Source organism: Xylanibacillus composti (genome assembly GCF_018403685.1).
GTDB classification, from domain to species: Bacteria; Bacillota; Bacilli; order Paenibacillales; family K13; genus Xylanibacillus; species Xylanibacillus composti.
Genome location: NZ_BOVK01000044.1, coordinates 1 through 12,660, shown reverse-complemented (window position 1 = coordinate 12,660; position 12,660 = coordinate 1). Strand labels below are relative to the sequence as shown.

The following is a 12,660-nucleotide window of genomic DNA, read 5'->3' as shown; positions in this document are numbered from 1 at the left end:
CGCCCATGCTGGGCGTACCACAAACAAAGCGGGCCCCGAACGGGACCCGCTTTGCCTGGCTATGCTATGCATAAAGCTGTTATTTTTGAGCGTTTTGGTTCTGCTTTCTTGTTGCTTGAGCTGCTTGGTTTGCATTTACTTCTTCTGCGAACTCAGCGTTGAATTGATTTTGCTGGTTTTGTTGCTGTTGGTTCTGCTTGTTTTTTGCCATAGCCCTGCTCACCTCCCCGATTGGAATCGGGACGACTGCCTCGTGAGTCGCGCCCAACCATTATTATGAGCGCAATCGTGAGCAATTATGTACGGCTATGGTACATGTTTGTATATTTCATCAGCTGGCGCTTCCCTCTGTGTAAACGCGCTTTCACAGTTCCCGTGGGCATGCCCAGACGCTCTGCAATTTCCAGGTCTTTCAATCCGAGGTCATACTTGTACTTGAACATGCGCCTCGTTTCGTCATCCAGCGCGTCCATCCATTCCTGCCATTCCAACTCTTTGAGCATATTGTCAGGCTGGTTCAGCGGCATATGAAGCCTTACCCAGCGACCCTCTGTCTTGCGCCGGATTTCGCGTCTTCTGATTTCATTCACTGCCGTTCGCCGCACGATTGTACTGGCCCAGTGGAACAGCTTGTCCGGATCCTGCAGCGTCTCATACTTCTGAATAATCTTTAACCATGATTCCTGTACGATATCCAGTGCATCTGACTTATTGCCCATAATCCTATAGGAGACTGCGATCATCTGTGCATATAAGCGATCCAACAACTCGCTTTGATTCATCATTGCCAGATCAGATCCCTTCGCTTGATTTGTCAAGCTGCAACATCGTCTCGTTTCTGTATGCGCTTACCAAGGAAGTAATCTTATTGTAGCACAGAGTGCACACAAAAAAAACGGCAGCATACATTTTGTGTGCCGCCGTTTCGGCAGGAGGAGCGGTCCGCTCTTCCTCTTCTGTATTTTGATCGGCAAAGCTGTTGATCCTAATGTTTGGGAGCAAATGCGCTGCTGACTTCCTTGAACATTTCCTCTGTAACCTTGCCTTCGCCGTATTGAATGACATACACATGCAGCTTTTTCTTCCCCCATTCCGCGTATACATCTTCCGCAGAAGGGTAGTAAAGATCGATCCGGTTGCCCTTGATTGCAGAGCCGATGTCCGCCACAATGCCATACCCGTAGCCCGGTATCCATAGCACGGTGCCAAGCGGGAATATGTCCGGATCAGCCGCAATGGTGGACAGTGCGTCTTTATCTCTCTGCACCTTCAACCCCGAATAGGTAATGCCGTATTGCGGGTGGTCGGGGGTTTTGCCAGTCGATTCATAATTGGCCGAATAGCCGGTCGCGATCACCTCTACACTGTCAAACTTCCCCGATAAGGTGCGCTCGCTCATTTCGTGAATCGGTATTTCGCCTGCTTCCTTGTCATCTGGAATCGGTTCTTCCTTCTGAATGGGCTCTACTCGTTCCGATGAAGCGACTGCTGCAGAATGACCCTCCTCAACCTTCATCACAGCAGCAGCTACATGTTTCGATGTGTAAGCAAGCGATGCTTCTTTCATGGGTTTGCTCGCCGGCAAAGCCATGAAGTCGGATTCGACTTGCCGCTGATCTGTCGCACACATAGAAGCCACAATGATGACCAGCATGAGCATACACAGCCACTTGCTCTGGTCAGACAACTTCATGTTCGTCCCTCCCCTATTAAACAAGGGTGTCCCTGTATAAGAAAATTTATACATGGACACCCTCCGGGAGGATCGGGCTTCGCTGTTCAGTTAATTTTGAACCGTTCTGTCCTGCAGAATCGTCTGTGCCGCTTCTTCAATCGGGGAGGCCCCAAGATCGCCTTCTCCCCGCTTGCGGACCGAGACGGTTCCTTCATTTTTTTCGCTCTCGCCAACGACGAACATATAGGGAATTTTCTCGAGCTGAGCGGCTCTGATCTTATAGCCCAGCTTCTCGTTGCGGTAATCCCCTTCTGCCCGAACGCCAAGCGCTTGGAGCTTCTCGGTTACTTCACGCGCATAATCATCATAATGATTGGAGACCGGAATCACCATCGCCTGCACCGGTGAAAGCCAGGTCGGCAAAGCCCCTGCGAAATTTTCGAGAAGGAATGCGGTCATCCGCTCCATGGTGCTGATTATGCCGCGGTGAATGACGACCGGCCGATGCTTCTGTCCGTCTTCGCCAACATACTCCAGTCCGAATCGTTCCGGCAGCAGAAAATCAAGCTGTGCGGTAGACAGTGTTTCTTCCTTCTTCAGCGCTGTGCGAATTTGCACGTCCAGCTTCGGTCCGTAGAATGCGGCTTCCCCTTCCGCTTCATAGAACGGCAGATTCAGCTCTTCTACAACCTCACGCAGCATGCGCTGCGACATCTCCCACATCTGGTCATCCGGGAAGTACTTCTCCTTGTCGGCAGGATCGCGGTAAGAGAGACGGAATCGGTAGTCGGTAATGCCGAAATCCTCATACACTTGGCGAATGAGCTGGATAACGCGGGCGAATTCTTCCTTGATCTGATCCGGTCTGCAGAAAATATGGGCATCGTTCAAGGTCATGGCCCTGACCCGATGCAGTCCGGTCAATGCGCCGGACATTTCGTAGCGGTGCATCGTGCCCAGCTCCGCAATCCGCAACGGCAAGTCACGGTAGCTCCGCATCTCTGTTTTGTAGACCATCATATGGTGCGGGCAGTTCATCGGCCGGAGCACCAGCTCCTCATTATCCATCACCATCTGCGGGAACATATCCTCATTGTAATGATCCCAATGGCCGGATGTCTTGTACAGATCCACATTCGCCAAGACCGGCGTATACACATGGTTATAGCCCAGGCGCTCCTCCAGATCAACGATATAGCGTTCCATGATTCTGCGCAGTTTCGCGCCTCTCGGCAGCCACATCGGCAGCCCCTGCCCAACCTCGCGGGAAAAGGCGAAGATCTTCAAATCCTTGCCGAGTCTGCGGTGGTCGCGCTTTTTTGCCTCCTCCAACAGCTGCAGGTGCTCATCCAACTCCGCTTTTTTCACAAAGGCGGTCCCGTAAATGCGCTGCAGCATCTTGTTGTTGGAGTCCCCGCGCCAATAAGCGCCAGCCAAATTCAGCAGCTTGAATACTTTCAGCCTGCCGGTCGATGGAACGTGCGGACCGCGGCACAAGTCGAAAAACTCGCCCTGATCATAGATCGTTATAACAGCTTCCTCCGGCAGGTCGCGGATAAGCTCCAGCTTCAGAGGATCGTCAAGCTCGGTATAGATGGCCAGCGCCTCTTCGCGCGTGACTTCACGGCGCCGGATCTCGAGATTCTCCTGGACGATTCTCGCCATTTCCTTCTCGATCTTGCTCAAGTCATCGGGCGTCAAGGAATGCTCCAAGTCAATGTCATAGTAGAAGCCGTCCTCAATGACCGGGCCAATGCCCAGCTTCACTGCGCGGTCGCCATAAATCCGCTTGATCGCCTGCGCCATCAAATGAGCTGTGCTGTGCCGAATGACTTCAAGCCCTTCCTCCGAATTCGGCATGACGATTTCCACATCCGCATCCTCTTCCACTGGCGTGTACAGGTCTACAAGCTTGCCGTTCAGTTTGCCTGCTACCGCATTTTTCTTCAGGCTGCTGCTGATTGACGCCGCAATTTCCTCCAGGGTTGTACCCTTGGGAATTTCCTTGGCCGCTCCGTCCGGCAGCTTAATGATCACATTCATCTGCTTCATCTCCTCATCCGATTTGGTTGATTCTCTTCTTGCCATAAACCAAAAAAAAAGACGCTGCCCCTGGCTAGGGGCGAGCGTCCTGTCTCGCGGTTCCACCCTACTTCGATAGCCGCCATTCCAAGCTAGGCAGCTTGAAATGGAATCGGTTACCCTCGATAGCTCTTCTGTAACGGGAAGTCCCGGTGATCTATACCAACGGAGGCTGTTCCAGCCTCTGCCTTCCAGATCACAGCTGCGAAGGGGTAAGCGGCTTGTCTTATTCCCGAGGAAACTTTCAGCCAGCGGTTTCCTTCTCTGGACGGGCAGCACAAGCGCTCATGTCTTCGGTCATGGCAGGTGTATGGAGTATCCAAGTTTCTCATTAATGGTGCTATTATAGCGGGCATCCCTAAGAAAAGTCAAGCGCCGCTTACGCGGTTTATCCGCCCTCAGGCATCCACCAAACGTGCGGATTCACCTCGTCGCAAACCCGCAAGGACATCCGTCATGGCAGATTAAGGGTGCCGCAATGTACTGCTTGTTCCGCCATGCAGCAAGCTTCTGCAGACCGGACAGTAGGTGCACAAGACGACACGGTCCTCGAAAATTTGGCGAATCGTCTTGATTACCTGCATGCCCGGTTCCTTCGTATGCAGATAAATCATCCGCGGGGATACGGTAATCAGCGTGCTCACGATCATATCCTCAAAATTTACGTCCTGATCGACGGTTTCGATCACAAAGCTCTCTACCGCACTCGGTTCCATCGGCTTGCCGTCCTCATCGAACAGCTGGAATTCATACTCGCCTTTGTGCACCAGATGAACAGCCGGCACCTTCGCTTCCTGAACACAAACGAAGTACTTGAGCAGCGTGATGAATTCGTGATATTGCTTATCCATCATGTATTCATCAATGGCATACTCGACGATTTCCCGCAGCTCCGTCCAATAAAACTTCAGGCGAAACCTCACGAAACCTTCCATGTTCAGCATCGTATGCTCCGTCAAATACTGGTGAAAGGCTTCGGCGATTTTGCCATGCCATTTCACACGCTGTGAAGCCGAGCCCGAAACATCCAGCAGCTCCTCGGGCTCATCCATGATCTGATAACAATATTGGATGATTTGCTCTACTTCCTGCTCCTCATAATAATCGAAATCATGCTGAATAATCGACCGAATCAAGTGCAATTCTTCATACCGAAGCACATAGGCCGCCAATACTTCCGATGCCTGTGCATAAACAGCAGGCCCGTCCTCTGTAAGAGCAAATGCCTCGCCCGACACTTCACAGGTCCAACATTCCCTATCCGAAGACGCATACTCGCGCTTGATCGCAATGTGCTTGCCAAGTTGAGCGATTGATTGCATGCGCTGGCTCAATTGTGCGTAAAATGGGTCGGTATGCTGCTGTGGGTCCAGCTTCAACGATATTGTGAACAGATGCAAGCCATCCACTCCCTTCCGCCGCTTTCTTTCCTAAAGTATATGGCCGCGGTCTTGCGGATATACGAAGAAAGCGATGGAAGGAGCGTCGACCATTAGTTCTGCAGCACGAAATCCTTGTCGGCGCGCTCCCCTTCTTGGAATACGCGCAGCAGTTCATATTTCGTATTGCGCTGAGCAGGAATTTTGCCCGCTTCGCGGATGAGATCCAGAATCAGGTTTGTATTCACTTTATGAGTGCAGGCTGCGGCAGAAACGACATTTTCCTCCATCATCGTGCTGCCAAAATCGTTGCAGCCGTAGGAAAGAGACAGCTTGCCTACTTCCGGTCCCATCGTCACCCACGATGATTGAAGATTGTCAATGTTGTCGAGCATGATGCGGGCGATCGCTACCGTCTTGAGGTATTCCTCGGCCCCGACACGCTCCGCCTTCAAATTCGTATTGTCAGGCTGGAACGTCCAGGCGATAAATGCCAGAAAGCCCGGAGTTGGATAGCCGCCGCGCAGGCACTCGTCCTGGGCGTCGCGAAGGCGAATCAGGTGCAATGCGCGTTCTTCCGCCGTTTCTCCGAAGCCGATCACCATCGTCCCGGTAGTATGCATCCCTACGCGATGAGCCGCTTTCATCGTGTCGATCCATTCCTGCCATGAGCCCTTCCGCCGGCTAATCTTGTTACGGATCCGGTCCACGAGCATTTCGGCGCCTGCGCCCGGCAGCGAATCCAGACCAGCCTCATGCAGCTTCTTCAAGACCTCTTCGGTCGAACTCAAGCCGGAAAGCTCCTGCATCTTGCGAATTTCGACCGTCGAAAAAGAATGCATCTGCAGCGATGGAAAACGCTGCTTAATCTCACGCAGCAGGTTCAAATAATAGTCGAAAGGCAAATTCGGATTGACCCCGCCCTGCATGAGCACCTCCGTGCCGCCAACATCAATAAGCTCCTGCATCTTCTGAAAGATCGCCTCGTTTGGAAGCACATAGCCTTCCTCCGAATCCGGCGAACGATAAAACGCACAGAACCGGCAGTATACATCACATACATTCGTATAGTTAATATTACGGCCAATGACAAAAGTCGTTATCGGGTCCGGATGCTTGCGCAGCATAATCTCGTTGGCCGCAGCTCCGATCTTCTCCACTTGATCGGAAGCAAAAAGCGCGGCGCCTTCCTCCAACCCGATGCGTTCCCCCCGCAATGCCTTGCCTAATATCGTATCCACATTCATCGGCGTTCCCCTCCGTTCTCTTGCTTCTATCATAGCAGAAATCATGAAAAAAAGCAGTGTCACGCCAGCGCACTGCCCTTTTGGGTTTTCAGCAATATTTTTTTCTTCAGCTCGGCAAATTTCTCGGCGTCTCCCTCCGGACGGAAGGGCTCCGGTCTGGCAAAATAAAAGCCTTGACCCATATGGACGTTGTTGCGGAACAGCACATCTGCCTCTTCTTCTCGTTCAACGCCCTCAGCAACCACCTGGCAGTTGACGTGTTCCGCGAAGAACAAGATCGCCTGCAGCATGGATTGCTTGGCAGAGATCTGGTCAATATTGGCGATGACCGAACGGTCAATTTTAATAATATCGGGAATCAGCTCCGCAATCGATTGCAAGCTGGAATAACCGGCCCCTGCATCGTCAACAGCGAAGCGGAATCCATGCTCGCGGAACGTCTGGATCACACGCGTCAGATGTCCGAAATTTTGGATCGATTGGCGCTCCGTTATCTCGAAGATAAGCTGATTCGGGCGCACCTCCGGCCATTGCCGGAGCTGTTCCAGCATATAAGTAAGCATCAACGGATGGCTAAGCGTAATGGGACTTATATTGATGAAAACCTGCTCCTGAATGCGGCGCTTCGCGATTTCCAGCAGTCCCTTCTTCACAACCAGGAATTCAAGCGATGACAGCACATCTGCCTGATAGGCGAAATGGAACAACTCCACAGGAGAATGGTAGATGCTCCCCTCCGGGCCTCTCGTCAAGATTTCCCAGCCGAACACATCCCCATTATGCAAATTCATAATCGGCTGCGCGAGCACGGAAATGTCCTCGCCCTGCACAATCCTCTTGAGTTCCCTTCGGGCTTCCAACATAAACGGAGTGATGGTTTTCGTCGCAAGCGCATGCGCATTGCGATAGGCGTCCATCGCTGCGGAACGCCTGTTAACCTGTTCGGCATCCAGCAGATGAAGGCCTGTCTGCACATAAGCCGGCATTCCCGACCTGTATTCCAGCGACTGCTCCAGCTCGGCGCGGATCGCCTCCGCCCGTTCGCGCAGCTGCTGCAAGCTCAAGTGCTTCCCTACCCTTACAAATACGCAAATGTTCTCCTCGCAGTATTGCTGCAAGGCGACCAAATTCGAGGCTTCCAAGTGTTGAACGCATGCTTGCTTCACAGCCAATTTGGCCCGGCTTCTAAAATCAGACAACTCATGCTTGGACAGCGATGAAGCGATCCATGCATAGTTGTTCCAGTGTACCAGCAGGATAGCGCAGGATTCGCCTTGGCGGTAGAGCTTGTCCAGCAAGGCGTGAACCGGGTCCCGAACGATAAAGGAGGGCGGGAAAAACTTCAGCATCCTGTCGGGAAGCAGCAGCTTGCCCCACACGCTTGCCTTGCGTTTCCAATCGGTCAAGAAGAAGTGATTTCCCCGCATGTGCTCCCTCCTCTATATTGCGCCCTGCCTAGCTTTCTCCATCATAGCACACGATTTGCACGGTGGAAATATGCTGTTAAATCTTTAATGGATTTCCTTATCCGCCGCTTCGAACGCCTGCGCCAGGTCGGCAATCAAGTCTTCGATATGCTCAATGCCAACGGACAAGCGCAGCAAGCGATCGTCAACGCCGACACGGCGTCGGATCTCTTCAGGAATATCGGCATGCGTCTGCACAGCGGGATAGGTCATGAGCGATTCCACGCCACCCAGGCTCTCCGCGAAGGCGATCAGCTTGATATGCCGCAGGATCGGCTCGATCATTGCCGCTTCTCTCATCTTGAACGAGAAGATGCCCGTGTTGCCGGATGCCTGGCGTTGCTGGATTTCATAACCGGGGTGTGTCGGCAACGCCGGATAGTACACCTGCTCCACCAACGGATGCTCCTGCAAAAATTCCGCCATTCGCACCGCGTTGTATTGATGACGCTCCATGCGCAGCGCCAGTGTCTTCATGCCTCTCATCAGCATATAGCAATCCTGGGGGCCGAGCACCGCACCGATCGAATTGTGCAGGAAGGACAGCTGATCGCACAGCTCCTGACCCTTCGCCATAATAAGTCCGGCCAGCACATCATTGTGTCCGCCCAAGTATTTGGATGCGCTGTGAATCACGATGTCCGCTCCAAGCTCAAGCGGCCGCTGGAAAAAGGGCGTCAGCAGCGTATTGTCGACAATGACGAGCAAGCCGTGCTGCTTTGCCCATTCACTTACTGCCTCTAGGTCCGTAATCATCATCAACGGATTCGTAGGCGTTTCAATGAGAATGGCTTTCGTATTCGGCTTCCGCAGCCGCTCCAATCCCTCCATATCGTTCGTATCGATATAAGAGGCGGTCACGCCGTAGCGACTCATGATCTGCTCGAGCAGCCGGTACGTGCCTCCGTACAGATCGAGCGAGACAAGCAGGTGATCTCCTTGCGAGAACAAACCGAAAATCGTGTGAAGAGCGGCCATTCCCGAGCTGCATGCATAGCCTCTGTCTCCAGACTCCAGCTCCGCGGCAGCCTCCTCCAGCACCTTGCGTGTCGGGCTCTGGCTCCGTATGTAGTCGAAGCCCGTGCTCTGCCCGAGTCGAGGGTGGCGGAATGCCGTTGCATGATAGATCGGGAAATTAACAGCGCCGGTTACGGGCTCTTGCACAGACCCGATTTGCGCCAAGCGGCTTTCTATCTTCATTACAGTTCCTCCTTTTATCAACCCGCGAAAGTGAAGGCTCACCTTCGCGGGAATGGCATGGTTCCTAACAGCGCTATTCCTATGCCGTGTTTCAGGACGCTCGCTTTTTTCCAGGAAGCCGCATACGCCGCCTCCTCAAATTCCCGCAGCCATCTCCTTGTAAGCCGCGTTCCAGTCGTAAGGCGTAACCTGATATACATAGTAGTTCAGCCAGTTTGAGAACAGCAGGTTCGCATGGGCCCGCCACGTGCTGACCGGCTTTTGGGACGGATCGTCGTTCGGGAAGTAATTTTTCGGAATCGCGATGTCCATTCCCTTCTGCACGTCCCGCTCATATTCCCACTTGAGTGTTTCCGGATCGTACTCGGAGTGACCGGTAACGAAAATATGCTTGCCGTCTTTGGAGGCGGCGATATAGACGCCGGCTTCCTCTGAATGCGACAAAATCTCCAGCTCCGGCACTGCCTCGATATCATCCCTGCGCACCTCTGTGTGCCGGGACTGCGGCACATAGAAGCACTCGTCGAAGCCCCGCAGCAGCTGGCAGTTGCGCACTGTGGGCACATGCGGAAACACGCCAAAAATCTTCTCAGGGAGCGGATACTTCTGCACGCCGTAATGGTAGTACAAGCCCGCTTGAGCGCCCCAGCATATATGCATAGTCGACGTTACGTGCTGCTTCGACCATTCCATAATCTCCTGAAGCTCGTTCCAGTAATCGACCTCTTCGAATTCCAGTGTTTCAACGGGAGCGCCGGTAATGATCATGCCGTCAAACCGCTGGTGCTTAATATCGTCGAACGTCTGGTAAAATTGCGACAAGTGCTCATGCGGGGTATTTTTCGATGTATAGGTTTTGGTGCGAATCAGCACAAACTCCACCTGAAGCGGCGTATTGCCAATCAGTCTCAGCAACTGGGTTTCTGTCGTCTCTTTAGTTGGCATCAGATTGACAATCGCGATCCGAAGCGGCCGGATATCCTGATGAAATGCAGCCGTTTCGTCCATCACAAAGATGTTCTCGTTCGCCAACACTTCCTTGGCTGGCAGGCAGTCAGGCACTTTGATTGGCATGGTCTTCACTCCCTTTACTAATCCATTCTTACCTAAAAAAGACCTTCCCGATGGAAAGGTCTTCATGACAAGTCAAAAAGCCTCTCTCATCTCTCAGAAACAACGTTTCTGCAAGATTTAGCACCGTGCACTGCGAGTCGTTCGACTGAGTGCCGGTTGCCGGGTTTCATCGGGCTAGTCCCTCCACCTGCTCTTGATAAGAGTAACGGATTTTCTTATATAATTAATACTACTTTAATGGAAAATCACCTCGGCGTCAAGCGCCGGTCTTCCAGGCGCATGCCTGCACCCGCACCAATTGATACAGCGATTGCTTTGTCCGCTTCCAGCAGGTATGCTTTGTATGGGAATACGCTGCTGCCATAAAAAGGAGGCCCCGGTACAGATGGAAACAAACGTACAATCAATCATCCCATTAATTGCAGATACCATCAAAAGCAAAGATAAAACACGGCTCCTCGAGGTGCTGGACGAGCTTCAGCCCTATGACCGCGCCGAAATATACAGGAGCCTGCCCGGCAAGTTCAGGCTGCCCTTTGTGCTGCTGCTTCCGCTCCCCGATGTGGCGATTATCGTTCAAGAGCTGGAACACGCCTATCAGGAGGAAATCATCTCCGTGCTTGGTTTGGAAAAGGCGTCGCGCATGATGGCGTACATGGAAAATGACGACCTGGCAGATCTGCTGTCCGGCCTCTCCATGGATCGTACACAAGGCTTTCTGACTTCCATGAACCAATCGGAATCGGAATCGGTTCAATCCCTTCTTCAATACGAGCCTGATACGGCCGGCGGCATCATGACGAACCGGTTCGTCTGGATTAAGGACCACTACGATGTTCGCGAAGCTGTAGACAAGGTGAAATCGTTCGCCAATTACGCTGAAAATATTTATTACCTGTATGTCTTGGATGACGACAAGCATCTTGTCGGCGTCGTCTCATACCGGGACTTGGTGCTCGCTGACGAGCGGGATAAAATCTCGGACATCATGTACAGGCGCGTCATTAGCGTGCCGGTGGATATGGACCAAGAGGAAGTTGCCCGTACTATGGAGCGCTACGACTTTATTGCCTTGCCTGTCGTGGACGGGGATAACAGGTTGGCCGGAATTGTAACGGTCGATGATATTCTGGATGTCGTCATGGAGGAAGCAAACGAGGATATCGGCAAGCTTTCTGCCACCGGCAAAGGAATAGACTTTCAAACCTCAGCCGTTCAGGCATCGGCCAAGCGTCTTCCGTGGCTGGTGCTTCTGCTGTTCCTCGGCTTGCTGTCCGGCAGCATTATGGCCGGCTTCCAGCATACCCTGGAACAGGTCGTAGCCCTTACGTTCTTCATGCCCATGATAGCGGGAATGACCGGGAACACGGGTACGCAGTCGCTTGCCATCGTCGTACGCGGGCTCGTTACCAATGATATCGATCGAAAGACGCTGCTCCGCTTGATAAGCCGGGAATTTGCCGTCGGCCTCATTATCGGCGTAGTGTGCGGACTGGCCGTTGCCGGCATCTCCTATCTCTGGCAAGGCAGCGGCTATCTGGGATTCGTCGTGGGACTCTCCTTGTTCCTGACCTTGCTGATCGGTACGATGACCGGAACCTTGATTCCGCTTATGCTCCACCGTTTTCGCATCGATCCCGCTGTTGCCTCCGGACCGCTCATTACGACATTGAACGATCTATTCTCCCTGAGCGTCTACTTCGGTCTGGCTACCATGTTTCTATCCAAGCTTTCATGACCGGACCAGCCGTTCCGGAACAGCGTTCTCGCATACTAGCAGAAGCGCTTGGTTAGTGAAAAATGAGCATTGCAGACCGGATAAGCACACGTTATACTATTCAGGTAATACGTTATTAGAGAGGTGAGACTCAGGTATGGACGCAGGACCGAGCGCGGACCAACAAGCCAAACCCAAACCAATGCAACAACATATGGAAATGCGCCGGCTTCCGATCCACCCCCGGGTCATTCGCAACTGACGGGCTTCTTTCGGTACGGGCGACCGGTGTATTTCCCCATGACCGAAAGGAGTGAGTGCAATCATGCGAGTTCGCCTTGTACAGCACGGGATTTTCACCGAGTTGGACTCGCCGACCAGAGCGCTGCAAGCGCCGGAAAGCGGCTTTTATTGGATTGACGCGTCTGTAGAAGACTTGCAAGAGCTGCAGATGCTGTTCCATCTTCACGATCTGGCCGTCGAGAACTGCCTTAACGAAGAAGAACAGCGGCCAAAGCTGGAAATCTATGATGAGAACGAACAGTACTTTATCGTAATTAACAGCATCCGATTTGACGATGAGCAAATATTTTTACGGGCTTTGAACATATTCCTGGGCAGGCATTATATCATTACTGTTACTAGACAAAAGATTAACGAGCTGCGTACAATCAAGCCGATTATGCTGACGGAAAAAACAAATTCCGCCGATTTCTTGCTTTACGAGCTTATCGATCTCGTCGTTGACAACTATTTCACAGTAAGTGACCGATTTGAAGCTAGAATCGAGAAGCTGGAAGCACTAGCCTTGCATCAAACC

At 52.5% G+C, this 12,660-nt stretch carries 11 protein-coding genes and 1 riboswitch; of the genes, 2 read left to right on the top strand and 9 right to left on the bottom strand.

Going from position 1 to position 12,660, the window contains the following annotated elements; all coding sequences use genetic code 11:
* Positions 1-79: 79 nt before the first annotated feature.
* The 9 genes from XYCOK13_RS22165 to metA form a co-directional block, all read right to left on the bottom strand.
* Entirely contained in the window at positions 80-211 is a 132-nt protein-coding gene (locus tag XYCOK13_RS22165) for a hypothetical protein (protein ID WP_280520910.1), read from the bottom strand.
* 85 nt (positions 212-296) lie between these two features.
* Positions 297-818 (bottom strand): RNA polymerase sigma factor, encoded by a 522-nt coding sequence (locus XYCOK13_RS15535; RefSeq protein ID WP_213413104.1) that lies wholly within the window; start codon positions 816-818, stop codon positions 297-299.
* Between the two features lie 167 nt (positions 819-985).
* Complete coding sequence (locus XYCOK13_RS15530) at positions 986-1,693, bottom strand: 3D domain-containing protein (protein WP_244865197.1); 708 nt, start codon at positions 1,691-1,693, stop codon at positions 986-988.
* A gap of 90 nt (positions 1,694-1,783) precedes the next feature.
* The gene (gene thrS, locus XYCOK13_RS15525; RefSeq protein WP_213413103.1) at positions 1,784-3,718 is read right to left on the bottom strand and encodes a threonine--tRNA ligase; all 1,935 of its coding nucleotides are present in this window, start codon (positions 3,716-3,718) and stop codon (positions 1,784-1,786) included.
* Between the two features lie 503 nt (positions 3,719-4,221).
* Complete coding sequence (gene ytxC / locus XYCOK13_RS15520; protein ID WP_213413102.1) at positions 4,222-5,157, bottom strand: putative sporulation protein YtxC; 936 nt, start codon at positions 5,155-5,157, stop codon at positions 4,222-4,224.
* 92 nt (positions 5,158-5,249) lie between these two features.
* Positions 5,250-6,383, bottom strand: a complete 1,134-nt coding sequence (mqnC, locus tag XYCOK13_RS15515) for a cyclic dehypoxanthinyl futalosine synthase (RefSeq protein ID WP_213413101.1) — start codon at positions 6,381-6,383, stop codon at positions 5,250-5,252.
* 59 nt (positions 6,384-6,442) lie between these two features.
* The gene (locus XYCOK13_RS15510; protein ID WP_213413100.1) at positions 6,443-7,810 is read right to left on the bottom strand and encodes an EAL domain-containing protein; all 1,368 of its coding nucleotides are present in this window, start codon (positions 7,808-7,810) and stop codon (positions 6,443-6,445) included.
* A gap of 84 nt (positions 7,811-7,894) precedes the next feature.
* Entirely contained in the window at positions 7,895-9,049 is a 1,155-nt protein-coding gene (locus XYCOK13_RS15505; RefSeq protein WP_213413099.1) for an aminotransferase class I/II-fold pyridoxal phosphate-dependent enzyme, read from the bottom strand.
* A 135-nt stretch (positions 9,050-9,184) separates the two neighbouring features.
* The gene (gene metA / locus XYCOK13_RS15500) at positions 9,185-10,123 is read right to left on the bottom strand and encodes a homoserine O-acetyltransferase MetA (RefSeq protein WP_213413098.1); all 939 of its coding nucleotides are present in this window, start codon (positions 10,121-10,123) and stop codon (positions 9,185-9,187) included.
* Between the two features lie 83 nt (positions 10,124-10,206).
* Positions 10,207-10,326, bottom strand: a riboswitch (SAM riboswitch).
* 182 nt (positions 10,327-10,508) lie between these two features.
* Between metA and mgtE the strand changes: the two genes are divergently transcribed.
* The gene (gene mgtE / locus XYCOK13_RS15495; protein ID WP_213413097.1) at positions 10,509-11,861 is read left to right on the top strand and encodes a magnesium transporter; all 1,353 of its coding nucleotides are present in this window, start codon (positions 10,509-10,511) and stop codon (positions 11,859-11,861) included.
* A gap of 304 nt (positions 11,862-12,165) precedes the next feature.
* Positions 12,166-12,660 (top strand): CorA family divalent cation transporter (locus XYCOK13_RS15490; protein WP_280520909.1); only part of this gene is annotated, 495 nt, incomplete at its 3' end.

Excerpts from the sequence above, each read along its gene's own strand:
- XYCOK13_RS22165 (WP_280520910.1), bottom strand. The coding sequence starts at position 211 with ATGGCAAAAAACAAGCAGAACCAACAGCAACAAAACCAGCAAAATCAA.
- XYCOK13_RS15530 (WP_244865197.1), bottom strand. The coding sequence starts at position 1,693 with ATGAAGTTGTCTGACCAGAGCAAGTGGCTGTGTATGCTCATGCTGGTC.
- thrS (WP_213413103.1), bottom strand. The coding sequence starts at position 3,718 with ATGAATGTGATCATTAAGCTGCCGGACGGAGCGGCCAAGGAAATTCCC.
- mqnC (WP_213413101.1), bottom strand. The coding sequence starts at position 6,383 with ATGAATGTGGATACGATATTAGGCAAGGCATTGCGGGGGGAACGCATC.
- XYCOK13_RS15510 (WP_213413100.1), bottom strand. The coding sequence starts at position 7,810 with ATGCGGGGAAATCACTTCTTCTTGACCGATTGGAAACGCAAGGCAAGC.
- XYCOK13_RS15505 (WP_213413099.1), bottom strand. The coding sequence starts at position 9,049 with ATGAAGATAGAAAGCCGCTTGGCGCAAATCGGGTCTGTGCAAGAGCCC.
- metA (WP_213413098.1), bottom strand. The coding sequence starts at position 10,123 with ATGCCAATCAAAGTGCCTGACTGCCTGCCAGCCAAGGAAGTGTTGGCG.
- mgtE (WP_213413097.1), top strand. The coding sequence starts at position 10,509 with ATGGAAACAAACGTACAATCAATCATCCCATTAATTGCAGATACCATC.